Raw genomic sequence first — 18298 nt, 5'->3', positions numbered from 1 at the left:
AATCGCACGGCGCGGGTCGCCTGGGCGATCATGACCCGCGGCGGCACCTACCGCGCACCGGCGGCCACGGCCGCCTGACAGCACGTAGAGGAGACGTTTCCAGGTTGCGAGGACGATGAGAGTTGATGGCGAACCGGTCAGACCGGGAGCCGGGACACCCCGCCGGCTGTCCAGGGCGTCATAGCCCGCAAAGCAGAGTGGGACCCAGCTCACGGATACCATCAGGGCCAGCAGTCAACATGAACGACTGCATCAACAGGCCGGACACAAGACTGCACCCGACCAACGCGTCAGAAGCTCAATTCGCCACTTGCAATGCGGGAGCCATCCACACAAGACGGCCGCCGACGCGACGAGTGCCTGAACGCGAACTGCGTCCCTGTCGCTGGCCGACATGAGGAACAAGATCGAGACGAGGCGGCGGCACTACAACGAGAGCGGTCCTCAGACCGCCCTGGGGTGGCCAACGGCCCAGGAATGGCCCGGGAAACGGCCTTGCAAGCCGCCCAATGAGACTTGGAAGCTCACCTTCCGGCCGGATCAAGATCTGGGCGACCCTCAGGAACGTCGTCGCCCATGTTAGGCAATTTGTGATGCATCCCGGCCCGATTGCAAGCGAGATGGTCGACGATCTTTAAGCGTTTGCAGCGCCTTAGCTAATTGGTGGTGGGCCCGGCAGGACTCGAACCTGCAACCAGACCGTTATGAGCGGCCGGCTCTAACCATTGAGCTACGGGCCCGGGAGGCGCCGACGGATAGCCGATCTCCGGCCGGCCGTCACCCGGATTTCGCCGTGCCGCGGGGGCGCCGGGCCCAGGGCGCCGGTTCCGTTCGGGTCGGCAGGTCCGCCGGTAGGTCCGCCGGTGCGGGCGCCGTGTCCTTGATCCACCACAGGTAGCGGGCCAGGATCGAGCGGTACGGCGCGAAGGCGGCCGCCACCGCGGCGGTGTCGGCCTGTGCGGTGAGGCGGCGCAGGCAGCCCACCGCCGCCACGTCGCCCGCGGGCCAGATGTCCGGGTCGTGGAAGTGGAAGATGCCGACCATGTCGGCCGTCCAGGGGCCGACGCCGCGGATGCCGCACAGGATCGCCGCCCGCTCGGGATGCGGCAGGGCGGCGAGGCCCGGCCCGAGGAGGCCCGCCGTCTCGGCCGCCACGATCGCCCCGAGCGCCCGCACCTTGTTGCCCGAGAGGCCGCAGGCCCGCAGCAGCGCCGCGTCCCCGGCCTCGAACAGGCCCCTCGGGCTCGCGCCCGCCGCCGCGGCCGCGGCCTCGATCCGGGCCCAGATCGCCGCCGCCGCCCGGACGGAGAGCTGCTGGTTGACCACCTCGACGAACAGGCGGTCGGCGACGCACGGATGCGCCGGCGGCTCGATCCGGATCGGACCGGCCCGCTCGAGGGCGGCCCGCAGCGGCGGATGGGCGCGCGCCGCGTCCAGGAGATGGGCGTAGATGGCGGGATCCAGCATCGCCGCAGCCTTACCGGCCCGTGCGGCTTCCCGGAAGCGGGCCCGAGTCGGGCTGGAAGCGGGCCCGAAGCGGCGGTGCGGCCGCGCGCCCCGCGCCGGCCGGCCTGGACGGGACGCGCCCGCGGCCCAGGTCTCGACACCATGGCGATCTTCTTCACCGCGGACACGCATTTCGGCGACCCGCACATCCTCCGCCACCGCGGTGCTCGGTTCGGCAGCGTCGAGGCCCACGACGAGGCCCTGGTCGCCGGCTGGAACGCCGTGGTCGGCCCGGAGGACGTCGTCTGGCACCTCGGGGACTTCGCCGCCCATGCCAGCCGGGCGCATTGCGCGGCGATCTTCGCGCGGCTGAACGGCGCCAAGCGCCTCGTCCGCGGCAACCACGATTCGAACCGTGTCCTGGACCTGCCCTGGGCCGAGCCGCCGGTGGAGAGCGCCCGCCTCTCCGTCGCGGACGCGCGCGGGCGGCCGCACCGCCTGTTCCTGTCGCACTACGCGCACCGGGCCTGGCCGGGCCTGTGGCGGGAGACGCGCCACCTCTACGGGCACAGCCACGGCTGGCTCGCCGACACCACGCGCTCCTGCGATGTCGGCGTGGATGCCTGGGACGACCGCCCGGTCACCCTCGAGGCGATCCTGGTGCGCCAGGACGCGGCCGCTTGCGTGCCGGAGGAACTCGCGGCCCACGGCCTGCGCTGATGGGCGGGGACCGGCGCGCGCTATATCGTGCGCCGGAGCATCGACAGCCCGGCAGGAGGCCGCATCGCCATGACCGACATCCCCGCCCCGCCGCCGGGCCCGGCCGACGCCGCGACCCGGGCCGCGACTCAGGCCGCCACCGAAGCCGCCACCGAACTCGGCCTCGGGACCGACTGGGCCGCCCTCGGCGCGCCGGACTGGGACCGGGTCTGCCGCCGGGCCGGCGCGATCCTCGCCGGGCAGGGCCAGGCGCCGGCGCCCGGCTGGGACGGGGCCCTGGCGCGGGCCCTCGGCCGCCCCGATCCCGCGGCCGCGCGGGACGAGCTGGCCCGCGACGCGGCCAACACCGTGCTGGCCGAGAAGGGCGAGGTCTTCGCCCCGGAGGACGATGCCTGAGGCGGACGACGAGACGCCGCCGGTCGTGTCGCCGGTCGTGCCGCCGGGCGTGCCATCGGGCGGACCGGTGGTTGCCGCGGCGGGGGTGCGGGCCGATGTAGGAGGCATGCCTTATCCCGAACACCGGCCTGAACCGCGGCCCGAGCACCGGCGTGCCGCCCCGAGACCGACCGAGCGCTACGCCCCCGGCGCGGCACCCGCCGCCCTGCGGGTGATCCCCATCGCGGGCGGCCCGACCCTCGACGCGCAGACGCGCGTGCGGCTCGGCCACCAGATGCGGGCGATGTATGATCCGGTGATCGACGAGGCGTTGGATCCCCGGCTGGCGGAGCTGCTGCAGCAGCTCGATGCGGATCGGGGCGGCTCGACCTGAGATCGGGGGCGGGGGTGTCCGGCCCGCACATCCGCTGCGGCTTCCGGTAAAGAGGCTCCCATCGGTGGATCGGGGGGGTGTCACACCGATGGGAGCCCGGCCGAGTCGACGGATCGACCCAACCCGCCCCATATCGCCCAGGCGGCGGCCCGGGCGCTTTCACCTAAGTCAATTTGCTTGCGAATACGGCCGTCGAAGTGTCGAATTGGCGTATTCGATCGTGAGAATCGTCGCGATCAGGCCGAGGTGCCGGTCACCGAGAGCATGACCCCGTCGCTGCCGATCTCGTCGCCGCCGTAGCCGAGCATGCGCGCGAGTTGCTCGCGGGCGCGCCAGACCCGGCTCTTCACGGTGCCGATCCGGCAGTTCATGACGACGGCGGCCTCCTCGTAGCTCAGGTTCTCGATCGCCACGAGGACCAGCGCCTCCCGCATCACCGGCGCGAGCCGATCCAGGGCCGCGCGCACGTCCTGCAGGTCGAGATGGCCCCCCTGCTCGGGGATGCTGGTCAGCCGGTCGGCGTAGCTGCCGTCGGTGTCGGCGACCTCGCGGCCCTGCTTGCGGTGCTGGCTGTAGAAGACGTTGCGGAGGATCGTGAACAGCCACGCCTCCAGGTTGGTCCCGGGGGTGAATCCGCCGCGGCCGCGCCAGCCGCGCAGCAGGGTGTCCTGCACGAGATCGTCCGCCGCGGCCGGGTCGCGCGTCAACGAGACCGCGAACCGGTGCAGCGCCGGCACCACCTGCAGCAGGCCCGCGCGGAACGTTCTGTCGCGCTCGCCCTCGGCCTGCGCGAGGGCGGTCTCCAGGCGCGCGAGCAGGTCGGCGAAGGGGTTCGCATCCCTGTCCGAGTCGAGGTCGATCCGGTCGTAGGCGCGACCGAGGAGCGTGCCGAGATGGGCGCGCACGGCCTCCGGCAGGCCGAAGCGGGTCTCGTCCCCGGCCTCCTCTGCGACATCCGCGATGGGATCGAGGAGCGATGGGCCTTCGGTGTCGGGCATTCGGTCCGGTCGTCGGCGGGCGGGCCGGTCAAGCCCAGAAGACCGGTTGTGGCGCGCCCCGGCCGCCCATGCCGCAACATGGGTTAACGCCTGTCCCGAACAGGGCTCAGCCGCGGGCGCCGAACCGCCGCGCCGCCGCGAGACCGGCGAGGACGGCCGCGCAGGCCCCTGCGGCGGCGAGCCCCGTGCCGAGGGCCGTACTCAGGGTTCCGGCATCGGGGACGCCCTTGCGCGCGCGCCAGCCGCCGTCGGCCCGCGTGCCCTCCGGCGTCGGCGCGCGCAGGGCCCCGTGCGTGCGCGGCCCGGGTTCGGCCCGGTCGAGGGCCCACCGGAACCCGGCACCCATCAGGTGCTCGGTCGGGTACGGAGCCAGCGCGTAGCCGACCTGCGCGAGGCGGGCCGGCCAGCCGACCGCGACCTCGTCGCGCGGGTGGCGCGTGAGGCGGAGATAGGTCTCCGCCACGGCCTCGGGCGCGTAGTACAGGTGCCCGGGATTGAGCCGCCGGCCGCTGACATTGGCGCCGTGCTCCAGGCCCGGCGTGTCGACGATGGCGGGAAATACGGCGCAGACGCGGATGTGGCGGTGCCGGGCGAGTTCCTGGCGCAGGCTCGCCGAGAAGCCGCGCAGGCCGAACTTGCTGGCCGTGTAGGCGGCGGCGAAGGGCGTCGGCGCCCAGCCGCCCATCGAGACCGTGTTGATCAGCGTCCCCCGGCCGCGGTCGAGGAAATGCGGCAGCACCGCGTAGGCCCCGTGCACGGCGCCCAGCAGGTTCACCGCGATCGTCTGCCGGTGCAGGTCCAGGGGAGCGTCCAGCAGGGGGCCGAACACCCCCACCCCGGCATTGTTGATCCAGACGTCGATGCCGCCGAAGGCCCGGAGTGCCGCCCGGGACAGGGCGTCCACCGCCTCGGGCTCTGTGACGTCGGTGGGGACCGCGACGGCCTCGGCGCCCGACGCGCGCAGGTCGCGGGCGATTCCGTCGAGCACGTCGGCCCGCCGCGCCGCCAGCACCACCCGGGCGCCCCGCGCCGCGAAGGCCTCGGCCGCCGCCCGGCCGATGCCGCTCGAGGCCCCGGTGATGACCACCGTCCCGCCGTCCAGGCGTGCCATGCCGGTTCTCCGCGTCGTGTGTCGTCGAGTTGCAACTGCACGGCGAACCCTTCCCCGCGCCGCGGCGTTCCCCCTCGCAGCTGCGGCCATTCGGACGCGCCGTCCCGGGCGCGCCGACCCGGACGCTGCGACGCGCGGCCCCGAAGGCCCGCCCCCGTCTGCCCGAACCCTGCCGAGGTCGCCGATGCCTGCCCCCGATCCAGCCCCCGCCAGGGCCGCCGCGCCCGAGGGAGGCGCCTCGACGGTCTGGACGCTCGCCCTCGCCACCGCGCTGATCGGCCTCGTCGCCCTCCCCCGCCGGTCGGCGCGCGGCGCGGTCGGTGCCTCGGTCGACCGTGCGCCCGGCCGGTCCGCCGACCGGGACGGGGCGCGCCGGACGTCGCCCGCGCATGCGGGACGGGAGGCCCACGCCGTGGCCCGGGCCGAGGCCGATCGCGGGCGGCAGGCCTCGACGCCGACCGAGATCCCCGCCAAGGGCTGGAAGGACATCGCGCTGCGCGCCTATCACGACATCGGCGAGAACCGCCTGTCGCTGATCGCGGCCGGCGTCACCTTCTTCACGCTCCTGGCGATCTTCCCGGCGGTGGCGGCCCTGGTCTCCTGCTACGGCCTCGTGGCCGACGCCTCGACCATCAACGACCAGCTCGCCAGCCTCCAGGGCATCCTGCCCCAGGGCGCCCTGGAGATCGTCGGCGACCAAGTGAAGCGGCTGAACGAGCAGGGCAACACCACCCTCGGGTTCAGCCTGCTCATCAGCATCGCCCTGTCCGTGTGGAGCGCCAATGGCGGCGTGAAGCACGTCTTCGACGCCCTCAACCTCGTCTACAACGAGCGCGAGAAGCGCAACTTCCTCGTCCTCAATCTCGTCTCCCTCGCCTTTACGGCGGGGGCGCTCCTGTTCCTCCTCCTGGCGCTGGCCGCGGTGGTGGTGGTGCCGGTGGTGCTGGAATTCGTCGGGCTCGGCGCGGACGCGTGGTGGCTGGCGCTGCTGCGGTGGCCGGTCCTGCTCCTGGCGGTGCTGCTCGGCCTCGCCCTGCTCTACCGCTACGGGCCGAGCCGGGACGCGCCGCGCTGGCGCTGGGTCACGCCCGGGGGCGCCCTCGCGGCCGTGCTGTGGATCGTCGCGTCGCTGCTGTTCTCCTGGTACGTCGGCCATTTCGGCAGCTACAACAAGACCTACGGCTCGCTCGGCGCGGCGATCGGCTTCATGACCTGGATCTGGCTCTCGACCATGATCGTGCTGGCCGGCGCCCAGGTGAACGCCGAGATGGAGCATCAGACCGCCGAGGACACGACCGTCGGCGAACCGCAGCCCCTGGGCACGCGCCGGGCGCGCATGGCCGATACGGTGGGCGCCGCCGCGGAGTAGCGCGGCGCCCGGCCCTCACCCGGGGGCACGGCCTCCTGAGCGAGGGGGACTTCGCGGAGCGCGTCGCCGGCGAGAACGCCGACTTAACACAGGTTGGCGCGCGTTTTTCTGCTGCAGGCACAAGCCGATCAAGAAGATCCGGACTTCGATGTTCGGGCGACGGTTTGGCCCCCTGCCGATAGAAATATCCGTGCCTCATTATTCGACCGATACCCTTGGCGGCGCCGTCGTTCGGGACGCTTCGGATGGGCGCGACGTCGCCCGATCCCCCGCGGCCCCCCGCTTCGGCGACCTCCCCGGCGCCTGCTCCGGCGCCTGTCCCGGCGACTGCCCGGCCGCCGGCACGCCGGCGCCGCGGTGATCTGACCGGAGGCGGACGTGGACAACCCGTTCGTACGGAAGATGGAGCGGCATGTCCGGCTCGCGCCCGAGGACCGCGCGATCCTCGACGGGTTGGGGCGCCTGCATGTCCGCCACGTCGCGGCCCGGCAGGATATCGAGGGGCAGCAGAGCGACCCGTACCACACGCACCTGATCCTCGACGGCTGGGCCTGCCGGTACAAGCAGTTCCCGGACGGGCGGCGGGCGATCGTCGCGCTGCTCCTGCCGGGCGACCTGTGCGACCCGTTCGTGTTCCGCCGGGCACGCATGGACCACGCCATCGGCGCGCTGACGCCCGTCACCGTCGCGCGGATCGCCCCGGAGCAGATCGGCGACGCGGTCCGCGGCCGGCCCGCCGTCGAGGAGTGCCTGTGGCGGGAGCTGCTCGCCGCCACGGCGATCCACCGCGAGTGGATCGCCAGCGTCGGCCGGCGCTCGGCGATCGAGCGGCTGGCGCACCTGTTCTGCGAGCTGCACCTGCGGTTGACGCGCGTCGGCCTCGCGGACGGGACGACGCTGCCGATGCCGGTGACCCAGCCCGACCTCGCCGACGCCCTCGGCCAGACGAGCGTGCACATCAACCGCACCCTGAAGGAGCTGCGCACCGGCGGCCTCGTCGCCCTGCGCAGCCGCCGCTTGACGATCCGCGACCTCGACGGACTGCGGGAGCGCGGGCTGTTCGATCCGGCCTACCTGCAGCTCTCCTGAGCGGCGCGGGCGATACGCCGCGGCACCGGAGGCCGCGTGCGCCTTGCCGCGGGGCGGCCGCGGCCGATCTGAGGCGGACCCGTCACCCGCCACCGGCGCCCGCGCGACACACGATGCACATCCACCTCGACGCGCTTGGCGGCGTCGCCGGCGACATGTTCGCCGCCGCCCTGCTGGACGCCTTCCCCGAGCATCGGGCCGGCGTGTCCGCCAGCGTCCGGGCGGTCGACGCGCGCATCGCCTGCGCGGTCAGCGCGCACAACGATGGGATCCTCAGCGGCGCGCGCTTCACCGTGTCGGCGCCCGGGGCGGAGCCCGGGCCCGCGCCGCACCGGCACGCGCATACCGGGCAGCACGACCATCCGCATGCTCACGGCCACGATCACGGCCACGATCACGGCCACGATCATGCCCGCGACCACGGCCACCGTCCCTGGTCGGAGATCCGCGTCGCGCTGGAGGCGGCGGATCTCGCGCCGGCGGTGCGGGCGCACGCGCTCGGCATCTTCGGGCATCTGGCCGCGGCGGAAGCCCGCGTCCACGGCATCGCGGTCGACGCGGTGGCGTTCCACGAGGTCGGCGCCGCCGACTCGATCGCCGACATCGTCGCCGCCGCCCACCTGATCGCCGCCTTGGAGGCGCGCAGCTGGAGCGTCTCGGCCCTGCCACTGGGCTCCGGCCGGGTGCGGACCCAGCACGGTCCCCTCCCCGTCCCGGCCCCCGCCACGACGCTGCTGCTGGCGGGCTTCGCGACCCTCGACGACGGGATCCCCGGCGAGCGCGTCACCCCCACCGGCGCGGCGATCCTGCGCCACCTCTGCGGCGACGATCCCGGGCGCGGTCGCCCCCGGGGGATCCTCGGGCGCACCGGCATCGGCTTCGGCACGAAGGTCCTGCCGGGCCTGAGCAACTGCCTGCGCGCCCTCGTGCTGGAGGACGGCGCCGCGTCCCGCCCGGGCCGGCGGGATCTCGCGGTGATCGCCTTCGAGGTCGACGACCAGTCCGGCGAGGATCTCGCCACGGGCCTCGACCGGCTGCGCGCCGAGCCCGGCATCGTGGACGTCGTGCAGATGCCGGTCATCGGCAAGAAGGGCCGGATGATGGCCCGGATCCAGGTCCTGGTCCGTCCGGAGAGCCTGGAGGCGGCGGTCGCGGCCTGCTTCCGGGAGACCACGACCATCGGCCTGCGTTACCACCCCGTGGAGGGCGCGGTGCTCGCGCGCGCCGCCCGCACCGTCGAGCACGACGGCCGGTCGGTTCGCGTGAAGATCGTGGCGCGGCCGGGCGGGCGCACCGCCAAGGCCGAGGCCGACGACGCCCGCGACCGTCCGGACCACGCGGCCCGGGCCGCCCTACGCCGCGAGGCCGAGCGCCTCGCCCTGGAACAGGAGCAGGAGGAGCGGTGACGCGCCAGCATCTGGAATCCGTCCTCGCCGGGCTCGGCCCCGTCGCGGTGGCGGTGAGCGGCGGGGTCGACAGCCTGACGCTCGCCACCCTCGCCCACCGGCTGGCGCCGGGGGCGGCTCTCATGGTCCACGCGGTCTCGCCGGCGGTGCCGGAGGAAGCGACCGCGCGCGTGCGCGCCGAGGGCGCCCGCGAGGGCTGGTCCTTACGGGTGATCGAGGCCGGCGAGTTCGCCGACCCGGCCTATCGGGCGAACCCAGTGAACCGCTGCTTCTTCTGCAAGACCAATCTCTACGGCGCGGTCCGGCGCGTCACCGACCGCCAGATCCTGTCGGGCGCGAACCGCGACGACCTCGGCGAGTACCGCCCCGGCCTCGACGCCGCCCGGGAGCACGGCGTGCGCCACCCCTACGTGGAGGCCGGGTTCGACAAGGCGTCGGTCCGGGCGCTCGCCCGCGACCTCGGCCTCGGGGCCGTGGCGGAATTGCCGGCCGCGCCCTGCCTGTCGAGCCGGGTCGAGACCGGCATCGCCATCGAGCCGGAAACCCTGACCTTCATTCATGCGGTCGAGCGGCTGGTCGGCGGAGCGCTGGCGACCGACGGCGCCGGACGGGCCGTCCGCTGTCGGGTCCGCGCCGAGGGCGTGGTGGTGGAACTCGATCCGGCGAGCCTCGCCGCCCTCGACGCCGAGGATCGCGAGACGCTCGGGGCGGGCATCCGGGACATGGCGCCGGCCCGTCTCGCCGGCCCGGTCCGCTTCGCCCCCTACCGGGTCGGCAGCGCCTTCCTGGTCGAGCCGCGGGAGGCCCGGGCGTGAGCATCTCCGAAGAGTTCACCCTCGATTTCGCCCGGCCCGAGCGGATCGGGCTGGAGGAGGCGATCTTCTGCGCCGGCAAGAGCCCGGAGCAGATCGACGCGATCCTGGAGGCCGCCCGGGCGCGCGGCGCCTCGCTGCTCCTCACCCGCCTCGACCCGGAGAAGCGCGACCGGCTCCGGGACGCCGCGCGGCTCGATTACTGCCCGGTCTCGCGCACGGCGGTGTTCGGCGAGGCCCCCCGGATCACCGGTCCGGCCCGGGTCGCGGTGGTGGCGGCCGGCACCTCGGACGTGCCCGTCGCCCGCGAGGCCCTGCGAGTGCTGGCCTATGCCGGGCGGGCGGCCTCGCTCTTCGCCGATGTCGGCGTCGCCGGCCTGTGGCGGCTGACGTCGCGGATCGAGGAGATCCGCGCGCACCCGGTGGTGATCGTCGCCGCCGGCATGGACGCGGCTTTGCCCAGCGTCGTCGGCGGCCTCGTGGCCGGCGCGGTGATCGCGGTCCCGACATCCGTGGGCTACGGCGTCGCGGCGGGCGGGCGCGCCGCGCTCGACGCCGTGCTGGCGAGCTGCGCGCCGGGCATCACGGTGGTCAACATCGACAACGGCTACGGCGCCGCCTGCGCCGCCCTGCGCCTGCTCCACGCGGCGGGACGCCTCGCCACGGGGACCGAACGATGACGCGGCCCGACGCATTACCTCCCCTCACCAGGACATCCTCGAACGGAGACAGCCGATGGAACGCCGCAGCTTCCTCCAGGGCGCCGTGCTCGGCGCGGGCCTCGCGGGCGCCGGCAGCGCGGGTGCGGCCGTGAACGCCCCCGTTCTCCCGGGCAACCGCCCGCAGGACCCCGCGGACCTGCCCTTCGTCACCGATCCCGGCGAGCGCCGGGGCGAGATGCTCTACCGGTCGTTCGGGAAGAGCTCCGAAAAGATCTCGGCGATCGGCATGGGCGGGTTCCATCTCGGCAAGAGCGCCGTGACGGATGACGAGGCGACGCGGCTGATCCATGCCGGGATCGACCGCGGCATCACCTTCATGGACAATTGCTGGGACTACAACGAGGGGCGCTCCGAGCTGCGCATGGGCGCGGCCCTGGCCCAGGGCGGCTACCGCGACAAGGTCTTCCTGATGTCCAAGATGGACGGGCGGACCAAGGAGGAGGCGCTCAAGCAGATCGACCAGTCGCTCCTGCGCCTGCGCACGGACCGGATCGACCTCGTCCAGCACCACGAGATCCTGCGCTACGACGACCCGGACCGGGTCTTCGCCGAGGGCGGCGCCATGGAGGGGTTCCTGGAGGCCAAGAAGCAGGGCAAGCTGCGCTACATCGGCTTCACCGGCCACAAGGATCCGCGCATCCACCTGCAGATGCTGGAGGTCGCCGCCGAGCGCGGCTTCCACTTCGATGCCGTGCAGATGCCGGTCAACGTGATGGACGCGCATTTCCGCTCGTTCAGCCACCTCGTCCTGCCCTACCTCGTGCAGAACGGCATCGCGCCGCTCGCCATGAAGACCTTCGGCGACGGCGTGATCCTGAAGGCGGACGCGCCGATCAAGCCGCTCGAGTACCTGCACTTCTCGCTGAACCTGCCGGTCTCGGTGGTGATCACCGGCATCCAGAACCAGCGCGACCTCGACCAGGCCTTCGAGGCGGTGAAGACCTTCGAGCCCATGGACAAGGCCGCAGTGGCCGAGCTGCTGTCGCGCTCGAAGCCCTACGCGCTGGAGGGCAAGTACGAGCTGTTCAAGACGAGCGCCACCTTCGACGGCACCGCCAAGAACGCGGCGTGGCTCGGCGAGGACGTGGCGAGCGTGAAGAAGCTCGCGCCGACGATGGAGTAGGCGGCGGGCAAGCGCGTCCGATATTCCCCTCCCCCTTGCGGGGAGGGGTTGGGGGTGGGGGTGGTTCAGAAGGAACCGCCGAGCCCTTTCCGGCCCCACCCCCACGCGGGATCTGCGATCCCCAAACTCCTCCCCGCAAGGGGGAGGAGAGTCAGCCCCTCACGCCACGTCCTCCAGCCGGATCGGCAGGCTGCGGATCCGGCGGCCGGTGGCGTGGTGGATCGCGTTGGCGATGGCCGCGTTCACCCCGATGATCCCGAGCTCGCCCAGGCCCTTCAGGCCCAGCGCATCGACCTGATCGTCGGGATCGGGCACCAGCAGCGCCTCCACCTCCGGCGCGTCGGCCGCCGTGGGGACAAGGTACTCGGCGAGATCCGGGTTGCGGTAGGCGGCGCCGTCCACCACGGTCTCTTCGAGCAGCGCCGAGCCGAGGCCCCAGATCATCCCGCCCGTGAGCTGGCTCCGCGCGGTCAGCGGGTTGAGGATGCGCCCCGCCGCGAAGGCGCCGGTGAGCCGGGCGACGCGGATTTCCCCGGTCTCGGCGTGGACGTGGACCTCGGCGAACTGCGCGCCGAAGCCCCAGGAGACGGCCTTCCCGCCCCCACCGAGGGCGAGCCCGATATGGCCCTGCCGCAGGCCCGCGAGCGCCTTCTCCCGGTCGTCGCCCTCGGGCACGAACTCCGCGACCGTCTCGACGCCTTCCGGGCCGACGACCTCGCCGAGTGCGATCCCGGCCCCGTCCGGCGCCGCGAGCCGGTCGCCCGCGAGGCGCAGGCTGCCCGGATCGCGGCCGGCGAGGCGCCCGCCCTGCCCGGTCGCGGCCTGCGCCAGGCTCTCGCGGATCTGGCGGCAGCCGAGCGCCAGGGCGCTCATCAGGCTGGTGGTCGTGCTCGACCCGCCCGAGATCCCCGCCGCCGGCAGGTCGGTGTCGCCGAGCCGGACGGTGACCCGCTCCACCGGCACGCCGAGACCGTCCGCCGCGCCCATCGCCAGCAGCGTGGTGATGCCGTTGCCGATCTCGTGGTGCGCGCAGGCGACCTCCGCGGCGCCGTCCGGGCCGAGCCGGACCCGCAGGGTCGCGGCCGCGATCTTGGTGGGCCGCACCGAAGTCGCGCAGCCGAGACCCACCCGCCAGGGCCCGTCGCGCATCGCGCCCGGGCGCGGCACCCGGCGCGACCAGCCGAAGGCCTTCGCGCCGGCGTCGAAGCAGGCCATCAGCGGCCGGGTCGAGAACGGTTTTCCGGAGACCGGATCGACCGCCGTGTCGTTGAGGCGGCGCAGCGCGATCGGGTCCATGCCGAGCGCGACCGCCATCTCGTCGACGGCGCTCTCCAGGGCGAACAGGAACGGCACCTCCGGGGGCGCCCGCATCGGCCCCGGCGTGTTGCGATCGACCCGCACGGCCCGCTCCTCGGTGCGGATGTTCGGGCAGGCGTAGAGGCTCGCCGTCACCTCCGCGCCCTCCATGACGAAGGGATCGAAGCGCGACGTCACGGTCTCGGCCTCGTGGACCAGGGCGGTGAACCGGCCCGTCCGGTCGGCGCCGAGTCGGATGCGGTGGCGCGATTCCGGCCGGTAATTGGCGATGGTGAAGCACTGTCGCCGGCTGGGCACCAGCGAGACGGGCCGGCCGAGGTGCCGCGCCGCGAGCGCGACCAGCGCGGTGTGCTGCGACAGGGCGAATTTCGAGCCAAAATGGCCGCCGATCAGCCCCGCCACCACCCGCACCTGCGCGGGATCGAGCCCGAGCTGCGCCGCGAGCCCGTGCTGCACGGCGCCGACGTAGCGGGTCGGCTCGTGGACGGTGAGCCTTTCGCCGTCCCAGGCGGCCCGGGTGGTGAACAGCTCGATCGGGTTGTGGTGCTGGACCGGCGTCGCGTAGCGCGCCTCGACGCGGAGGGCCGCATCCCGGAAATCCGCCTCGGCGTCGCCCCGGGCGATATCCTCGTGCTGAGCCTTCAGGTCGGCGAGGCGCACCGTCTCGGCGCCGGTGGCGTCGAAGCCGCCGGCGGCGGGCTCCTCCGCGTAAGCGACCTTCACCGCACCGGCCGCCGCTTCGGCGGCCGCCTGACTCTCGGCGACCACGAGGGCCACGATCTGGCCGGCATAGGCGACGGCGTCGGAATCGAGCGGACGGTGCGAGCTGTTGGCGTACCCGCCGGCCATCAGGTGCTTCACCGGCGCCACCGCGCCCGCGAAGTCCCGGTGGGTGAAGATCCGGAGGAGTCCCGGCACCCGCTCGGCCGCCGCGAGGTCGAACCCGGTGATGCGGCCCCGGGCGATGGTGCTGGTCACCAGGGCCGCGTGGGCCGTGTCGCGGTCCGGGCCGGTGAGGTCGGAGCTGTAGAGGGCCCGGCCGGTGACCTTGTCGGCTCCCTCGACCCGGGTGTGGGGGCGGCCGAGATGGCCGTCGGTGTCCTGCGCGCCGGCGTCCATGCCGCCCTCCCCGTTCGCGGCCCCTCGGGCCGCATCGCAAGGGGGAAGCGCCGTGAGGGCTTCACGGCTCCCCGGACGGTGGAGCGACAGGATGCAGCAACCGAACGGGCCCAGGCGTCATCGCGAGCGGAGCGAAGTGACCCAGGGCAGCGCGCCCTGGATGAGCGTGGCGCTGCCTGGATTGCTTCGCTCCGCTCGCAAGGACGGAGCGGGCTGCGGCAGCCTTCCGCCGCAGCCCTAGATCTCAGTTCAGGACCTTGCCGTCCGGTCCGACCTTGACCTCCTGCTCCTTGTCGGCGCCGGCGACCTTGATCTCGTACTGGACCGAGGAGCCGTCCTTCTCGACCTCGGCCTCGTAGGCCTTGCCGCCGCCGGCCTTCTGCTCGGCGATGGCCAGCGCGTCCTTCAGCGAGGTCTTGGCGTTCTGGAAGTCGGAGGCCTTCAGCCGGGTGAAGTAGCGCTCGAACGGCTGGTTCTCGGTCTTGTAGAGGGCGCCGGTATCGGCGTTGATGCCGTACTCGACGAGCTTGCCGCTCGGGTAGACGACCTTGATCGCGTAGTGGGCCGGATCCTTGCTGCCGGCCTTCTCGAAATCGGCGTCGATGGCGCGGCCGCCCTTCTCGTCGCCCTGCGACTCGGCGGTGGCCAGCGCCTGGGCGAGGCCGACCTTGGCGACCTTGGCGACCTGCCACTCCTTCATGTTGCTGTCGGCCTTCGTGGCCGGCTCGGCGGGCGTCGCGGTGGGCGTCTGGGCCAGGGCGAGGCCGGTGGAGAGGGCGAGGAGGCCGGCTGCGGCGGTGAGACGGGTGATCATGGCGGTGTGTCCCTTCGCGGGTTCGTTCACGGATGCGTGAAACGTCGGGTCCGGAAATCCGGTTGCCCGCGATCGGGAAAAAATTCGGGTCCCGTCGCCCGGGCGGGGCCGGGTCGGCGCCCGGGGCCGCGCGGGGCCGACGGCCCGGCGAGACGGACGGCCGGCGCCCCTGTATGACACGCGGGCGATCCGGCGCGCCCTCGGGGACGGCGGACGTCCCCCCGATGGAGCAGGCCATGACCGCGCACGAGCCCGAGCCCCTGGACGAGTTCACCCGCCTGCACGCCAAGCTGTCCGCCCTGGAGATCGTGCTCGGCGTCCTGATCGGTCGGCTCTCCGAGGAGAACCCGGAGATCCGCGAGGACGTGAAGCGCGACGTGGCGGCGATCCTGTCGGACCTGCCGATCGACGGCCCGAGCGAGGAGATGATCGCCGCCGAGGTCCGCCGCGCCGCCGAGGTGCTGACCAGCGTGTCGATCGGCTGAGCCGTCAGCGCGGCGGCATCCGCAGCGCCCCGTCGAGCCGGATCGTCTCGCCGTTCAGCATCGGGTTCTCGCAGATGTGCCGGACGAGGTCCGCGTATTCCGACGGGCGGCCGAGGCGCGGCGGGAACGGCACGCTCTGGCCGAGCGTGTCCTGCACGTCCTGGGGCAGGCCCGCCATCATCGGGGTCTCGAAGATGCCCGGCGCGATGGTCACCACCCGGATGCCGTGCCGGGCGAGCTCCCGGGCGATCGGCAGGGTCATGGATACCACCCCGCCCTTCGAGGCCGCGTAGGCGGCCTGCCCGATCTGGCCGTCGAAGGCCGCGATCGAGGCGGTGTTCACGATCACGCCCCGGGCGCCGGCCGCGTCCGGCGCCTCGCGGGCGATGGCGTCGGCGGCCAGCCGGATCATGTTGAACGTGCCCACGAGGTTGACCGAGACCGCCCGCGCGAAGGTCTCGAGCCGGTGCGGCCCGTCGCGGCCGACCACCTTCTCCCCCGGCGCGATGCCGGCGCAGTTCACCAGCCCGTGGAGGTGCCCGAACGCGTCGAGCGCCGTCCGGACCGCCGCCGCGCCGTCCGCCTCGCGGGTGACGTCCGTCTCGGCGAACCGGGCCTGCGCCCCGAGGTCCGCCGCCACCCGGGCGCCGGCCTCCCGGGCGATGTCGGCCACGACCACCCGCGCCCCCGCCGCCGCGAGGCCCCGCGCCGTCGCCTCCCCGAGGCCCGAGCCCGCGCCCGTGACGATGAAGACCCGGTCCCTGATCATCGCGCTCGCCATCCTGGCTCCCCGCCGCTCCCGGGCGGCCGACGGCGCCCCGCGAGTCCCGAGGTAGCGCGGCGCCGCGGCCGCCGGAAGGTGTCCGGCCCGGCACATGCGCCCGATCGCGCCCGCGCCGCGATTGACGTGTGATTTTTTCCCACATATACGGGATGAAGACGATCCGATGTACGGGATCATATCAACGCGTGTATCTGCGAATTTTATCCGGTGATCCGTCGCGCGGCGGCAAGTCGTTCGGCCGCGCGTGACCTGTCGTCCCCTGTATCCGGGCTGCGGACCGGCCCGCGCCCGTCATCCTCCGGTCCCGGCCGTCCGGGAGCGGCCGCTCCCTCACGCCTGATCAGGACAGCCATGGGCGCCCACTGGATCGAGAATGCGGCCCGGCACTGGCGGCACGGGCGGATCGTCGGGCACCGCTTCGCCGAGCGGCGTCCCGGCATCCGCGCGGCCCTCCGGGCGGCCGCGCCCGGCAGCGTGCTGCTCGCCGGCAATTCCCACGCGGAGCTCGTCGGCGCGCCGGATCTCGGCGGCCGGCCCTGCATCAACGTCGCGGTCGGCGGCAGCACCGCGGCCGATTGCGGCCGCCAGCTCGCGGCGCTGTGCGTCCCGGTCCGCTGCGCGGCCGCGGTGCTGATCATCGGCACCAACGACATCCAGCGCTGGCGCCATCCCGAGCGGGCCCGGGTGGTCGACCGGTTCGAGGCCGATGTCCGGGACATCCTGCGCCGCTTGGAGGCCTGGGCCGCGCAGGTCTTCGTCGCGGCGATCCCGCCGATCGGTGCCGGGGCGACCGGGCGCGATCCCGCCGCCGTCGCGGTATTCTCGGATCGCCTCGCGGCACTCTGCGCCGCGGGGGGCCGCACCTTCTTCGACCCGTTCGCGCCGTGGCGATCCGGCACCGTCGGCCTCGCCGGTCCGGGCCTCCACCGGGACGGCGTGCATCTGGCCGACTACGCGCCCCTGGCCGCGGCGCTCGCCAGCGCGGTGGTGCTCGATGCGCTCCCGCTCGCGCCCGTCCGGAGGCCCGTGCCAGCCGCGCCCCTGCGGATCCTGCGCGCCGCCTGGATCGGCCGGCCGTGAGGCTCCGCGCGCGCCTCGCCGCGGCCCTGCGGCCGCCCGCGCGCGCCGGCGTGCAGCACCTCCCCTGGCGGGTCTGGCCCGGCGAGGAGGCGGCTTGGCGCGACGAGAACGGCGTCCGCCACCCGCGGGCGGTGCGCCGTGCCCTCGCGGCGCTGGCAGCCCTCGAACCCCGCGGTCGCTACGGCGCCCGGATCGAGGGACGGGGCAAGGTCGTGACCGGCCCGGCCAGCGCGCTCGTCCTGCGCGACGCGGAGGCGGAGATCGGGTTCGTCCTCGGCCTCACGCCCGACGGGTACGGCGCGGAGCCGTTCTGAGAGGTCCCGTTCAGGGCGGGGTCGTGCACAGCAGGGTCGGCGCGCAGGCCGTCCGGAAGCCTGCCCGCGCGTAGAGGGCCTCGGTCCTGCCGTCGGCCGGGCATTGCAGGAAGACCTGCGCGGCTCCCCGCGCCCGCGCCTCGCGCAGGGCCGCGACCGTCACGGCGGTGCCGAGGCCGCGGCGCTGCCGGTCGGCCCGCGTGCTGACATTGTACAGGCCCGCCGTCTCGCCGCGCAGGTAGAGGCTGGCGCACGCCGCCGGGCCGGCGGCGTCGCGCAGGACGAGGTGCAGGGTCACGAGGCCGTGCCGGCCCCGGGCCGCGCGCAGCGCCGGGATGTAGTAGCGGCGCAGATGCGTCCGCACGCCCGGCGCGTCGGACAGGTGGGCGAAGACCCTCTCGAAATCCGGCCCCGGCGCGGGCGTCGCCTGCACGGTGACGGCGCTGCCGGCCGGGGCCGGCGCCGGAAGCTCCCGCGCCACCATCCAGCGCGCCGGGTAGAAGATCGCGGGCTCGAACAGGGCGCGCAGCAGCGCGATCTCGCCGTCGTCCCGGGCCAGGAAGGCCGGCGCCCGCGCGCGCCCGAGGGCGGCCGCGCCCGCCCAGGCGAACTGGTCGGGGCGGTGCACGCCGAAGGCGAAGTTCACGGTCGGGTCCGGGATGCTGCGCGACCAGACGTAGCCGGCGCCCCCGGGGCCGTGCTCGACGCCGTCGATCAGGGAGCCGGTGAGCGCGGCCACATGGGCGTCGCGCAGGGTCTCGAAGGTCGGTTCGGGCGCCTGCATGTCAGGCGGCCGTCCGAGCGGAGGCTCGCGCGGGGG

Annotated in this window: 19 protein-coding genes, 1 tRNA gene and 1 pseudogene; 13 read left to right on the top strand and 8 right to left on the bottom strand. The window is 73.9% G+C overall.

The features are described 5' to 3' along the window. Window positions 1–330: 330 nt before the first annotated feature. A pseudogene (locus tag BMY19_RS31480) lies at window positions 331–513 on the top strand (integrase core domain-containing protein); the annotation flags it as partial. Between the two features lie 151 nt (window positions 514–664). Here BMY19_RS31480 and BMY19_RS26695 read toward each other — a convergent pair. After that, window positions 665–740, bottom strand: a tRNA-Ile gene (locus BMY19_RS26695). Window positions 741–777: 37 nt separating this feature from the next. Then, the gene (locus tag BMY19_RS26690; RefSeq protein ID WP_091980607.1) at window positions 778–1467 is read right to left on the bottom strand and encodes a DNA glycosylase family protein; all 690 of its coding nucleotides are present in this window, start codon (window positions 1465–1467) and stop codon (window positions 778–780) included. A 141-nt stretch (window positions 1468–1608) separates the two neighbouring features. On the opposite strand from BMY19_RS26690, the gene BMY19_RS26685 reads away from it, so the two are divergent. The 3 genes from BMY19_RS26685 (at window position 1609) to BMY19_RS26675 (ending at window position 2935) form a co-directional block, all read left to right on the top strand. Then, a complete protein-coding gene (locus BMY19_RS26685) occupies window positions 1609–2166 on the top strand; it encodes a metallophosphoesterase (protein ID WP_020094808.1) in 558 nt (185 codons plus the stop codon). A 69-nt stretch (window positions 2167–2235) separates the two neighbouring features. Then, complete coding sequence (locus BMY19_RS26680; protein WP_020094807.1) at window positions 2236–2562, top strand: hypothetical protein; 327 nt, start codon at window positions 2236–2238, stop codon at window positions 2560–2562. Continuing rightward, window positions 2555–2935, top strand: coding sequence for a hypothetical protein (locus BMY19_RS26675; protein WP_244535023.1), 381 nt, complete (start codon window positions 2555–2557; stop codon window positions 2933–2935). Before BMY19_RS26680 ends, BMY19_RS26675 begins: the two co-directional genes overlap by 8 nt. A 236-nt stretch (window positions 2936–3171) precedes the next feature. Here the strand turns inward: BMY19_RS26675 and BMY19_RS26670 are convergent, their stop codons facing one another. Together BMY19_RS26670 and BMY19_RS26665 are read right to left on the bottom strand one after the other, a co-directional pair. Further along, on the bottom strand, window positions 3172–3933 hold the full coding sequence (locus BMY19_RS26670; RefSeq protein ID WP_020094805.1) for a sigma-70 family RNA polymerase sigma factor: 762 nt from the start codon (window positions 3931–3933) through the stop codon (window positions 3172–3174). Window positions 3934–4039: 106 nt separating this feature from the next. Further along, complete coding sequence (locus BMY19_RS26665; RefSeq protein WP_056527176.1) at window positions 4040–5044, bottom strand: SDR family oxidoreductase; 1005 nt, start codon at window positions 5042–5044, stop codon at window positions 4040–4042. A 184-nt stretch (window positions 5045–5228) separates the two neighbouring features. On the opposite strand from BMY19_RS26665, the gene BMY19_RS26660 reads away from it, so the two are divergent. The 6 genes from BMY19_RS26660 to BMY19_RS26635 all read left to right on the top strand — a co-directional run bounded on the left by BMY19_RS26660 (window position 5229) and on the right by BMY19_RS26635 (window position 11565). Next, complete coding sequence (locus tag BMY19_RS26660) at window positions 5229–6413, top strand: YihY/virulence factor BrkB family protein (protein ID WP_056527178.1); 1185 nt, start codon at window positions 5229–5231, stop codon at window positions 6411–6413. Between the two features lie 378 nt (window positions 6414–6791). Next, entirely contained in the window at window positions 6792–7502 is a 711-nt protein-coding gene (locus BMY19_RS26655) for a Crp/Fnr family transcriptional regulator (protein ID WP_042672072.1), read from the top strand. 113 nt (window positions 7503–7615) lie between these two features. Next, window positions 7616–8908, top strand: a complete 1293-nt coding sequence (locus BMY19_RS26650) for a nickel pincer cofactor biosynthesis protein LarC (RefSeq protein ID WP_100253473.1) — start codon at window positions 7616–7618, stop codon at window positions 8906–8908. After that, entirely contained in the window at window positions 8905–9723 is an 819-nt protein-coding gene (locus BMY19_RS26645; RefSeq protein ID WP_100253472.1) for an ATP-dependent sacrificial sulfur transferase LarE, read from the top strand. Before BMY19_RS26650 ends, BMY19_RS26645 begins: the two co-directional genes overlap by 4 nt. Beyond that, a complete protein-coding gene (gene larB / locus BMY19_RS26640) occupies window positions 9720–10400 on the top strand; it encodes a nickel pincer cofactor biosynthesis protein LarB (protein WP_082557874.1) in 681 nt (226 codons plus the stop codon). The genes BMY19_RS26645 and larB overlap by 4 nt, the downstream gene beginning before the upstream one ends. Window positions 10401–10455: 55 nt before the next feature. Beyond that, window positions 10456–11565: an aldo/keto reductase gene (locus BMY19_RS26635; protein ID WP_100253471.1), complete on the top strand. Its 1110-nt coding sequence runs from the start codon at window positions 10456–10458 to the stop codon at window positions 11563–11565. 159 nt (window positions 11566–11724) lie between these two features. Here the strand turns inward: BMY19_RS26635 and BMY19_RS26630 are convergent, their stop codons facing one another. Further along, window positions 11725–14001, bottom strand: a complete 2277-nt coding sequence (locus tag BMY19_RS26630; protein WP_100253470.1) for a xanthine dehydrogenase family protein molybdopterin-binding subunit — start codon at window positions 13999–14001, stop codon at window positions 11725–11727. Between the two features lie 244 nt (window positions 14002–14245). Next, a complete protein-coding gene (locus BMY19_RS26625; RefSeq protein WP_020094795.1) occupies window positions 14246–14815 on the bottom strand; it encodes a PepSY domain-containing protein in 570 nt (189 codons plus the stop codon). A 236-nt stretch (window positions 14816–15051) separates the two neighbouring features. Between BMY19_RS26625 and BMY19_RS26620 the strand changes: the two genes are divergently transcribed. Then, window positions 15052–15300 carry a hypothetical protein gene (locus BMY19_RS26620; protein ID WP_026605197.1) on the top strand — a complete coding sequence of 83 codons (249 nt, stop codon included), beginning with the start codon at window positions 15052–15054 and terminating at the stop codon, window positions 15298–15300. Window positions 15301–15304: 4 nt separating this feature from the next. Here BMY19_RS26620 and BMY19_RS26615 read toward each other — a convergent pair whose 3' ends face one another. Further along, a complete protein-coding gene (locus tag BMY19_RS26615) occupies window positions 15305–16081 on the bottom strand; it encodes a 3-hydroxyacyl-CoA dehydrogenase (protein ID WP_091682588.1) in 777 nt (258 codons plus the stop codon). Between the two features lie 354 nt (window positions 16082–16435). On the opposite strand from BMY19_RS26615, the gene BMY19_RS26610 reads away from it, so the two are divergent. Both BMY19_RS26610 and BMY19_RS26605 read left to right on the top strand, forming a co-directional pair. Continuing rightward, window positions 16436–17164, top strand: coding sequence for an SGNH/GDSL hydrolase family protein (locus tag BMY19_RS26610; RefSeq protein WP_100253469.1), 729 nt, complete (start codon window positions 16436–16438; stop codon window positions 17162–17164). After that, window positions 17161–17478 (top strand): hypothetical protein, encoded by a 318-nt coding sequence (locus BMY19_RS26605; RefSeq protein ID WP_100253468.1) that lies wholly within the window; start codon window positions 17161–17163, stop codon window positions 17476–17478. Before BMY19_RS26610 ends, BMY19_RS26605 begins: the two co-directional genes overlap by 4 nt. A 10-nt stretch (window positions 17479–17488) precedes the next feature. Here BMY19_RS26605 and BMY19_RS26600 read toward each other — a convergent pair whose 3' ends face one another. Then, entirely contained in the window at window positions 17489–18262 is a 774-nt protein-coding gene (locus BMY19_RS26600) for a GNAT family N-acetyltransferase (protein ID WP_100253467.1), read from the bottom strand. Window positions 18263–18298: the final 36 nt, after the last annotated feature.

Origin of the sequence: Methylobacterium sp. UNC300MFChir4.1, assembly GCF_900110155.1 — a bacterium.
GTDB lineage: Bacteria > Pseudomonadota > Alphaproteobacteria > Rhizobiales > Beijerinckiaceae > Methylobacterium.
Note: the sequence above shows the minus strand (reverse complement) of the source record. Positions and strands in the feature narration are given on the sequence as shown.

What these genes read in the sequence shown, in the direction of transcription:
- BMY19_RS26610 (WP_100253469.1), top strand. Translation starts at nt 16,436, where the DNA reads ATGGGCGCCCACTGGATCGAGAATGCGGCCCGGCACTGGCGGCACGGG.
- BMY19_RS26680 (WP_020094807.1), top strand. Translation starts at nt 2,236, where the DNA reads ATGACCGACATCCCCGCCCCGCCGCCGGGCCCGGCCGACGCCGCGACC.
- BMY19_RS26665 (WP_056527176.1), bottom strand. Translation starts at nt 5,044, where the DNA reads ATGGCACGCCTGGACGGCGGGACGGTGGTCATCACCGGGGCCTCGAGC.
- BMY19_RS26660 (WP_056527178.1), top strand. Translation starts at nt 5,229, where the DNA reads ATGCCTGCCCCCGATCCAGCCCCCGCCAGGGCCGCCGCGCCCGAGGGA.
- BMY19_RS26630 (WP_100253470.1), bottom strand. Translation starts at nt 14,001, where the DNA reads ATGGACGCCGGCGCGCAGGACACCGACGGCCATCTCGGCCGCCCCCAC.
- BMY19_RS26650 (WP_100253473.1), top strand. Translation starts at nt 7,616, where the DNA reads ATGCACATCCACCTCGACGCGCTTGGCGGCGTCGCCGGCGACATGTTC.
- BMY19_RS26635 (WP_100253471.1), top strand. Translation starts at nt 10,456, where the DNA reads ATGGAACGCCGCAGCTTCCTCCAGGGCGCCGTGCTCGGCGCGGGCCTC.
- BMY19_RS26600 (WP_100253467.1), bottom strand. Translation starts at nt 18,262, where the DNA reads ATGCAGGCGCCCGAACCGACCTTCGAGACCCTGCGCGACGCCCATGTG.
- BMY19_RS26675 (WP_244535023.1), top strand. Translation starts at nt 2,555, where the DNA reads ATGCCTGAGGCGGACGACGAGACGCCGCCGGTCGTGTCGCCGGTCGTG.
- BMY19_RS26615 (WP_091682588.1), bottom strand. Translation starts at nt 16,081, where the DNA reads ATGGCGAGCGCGATGATCAGGGACCGGGTCTTCATCGTCACGGGCGCG.
- BMY19_RS26685 (WP_020094808.1), top strand. Translation starts at nt 1,609, where the DNA reads ATGGCGATCTTCTTCACCGCGGACACGCATTTCGGCGACCCGCACATC.
- BMY19_RS26690 (WP_091980607.1), bottom strand. Translation starts at nt 1,467, where the DNA reads ATGCTGGATCCCGCCATCTACGCCCATCTCCTGGACGCGGCGCGCGCC.
- BMY19_RS26620 (WP_026605197.1), top strand. Translation starts at nt 15,052, where the DNA reads ATGACCGCGCACGAGCCCGAGCCCCTGGACGAGTTCACCCGCCTGCAC.
- BMY19_RS26625 (WP_020094795.1), bottom strand. Translation starts at nt 14,815, where the DNA reads ATGATCACCCGTCTCACCGCCGCAGCCGGCCTCCTCGCCCTCTCCACC.
- BMY19_RS26670 (WP_020094805.1), bottom strand. Translation starts at nt 3,933, where the DNA reads ATGCCCGACACCGAAGGCCCATCGCTCCTCGATCCCATCGCGGATGTC.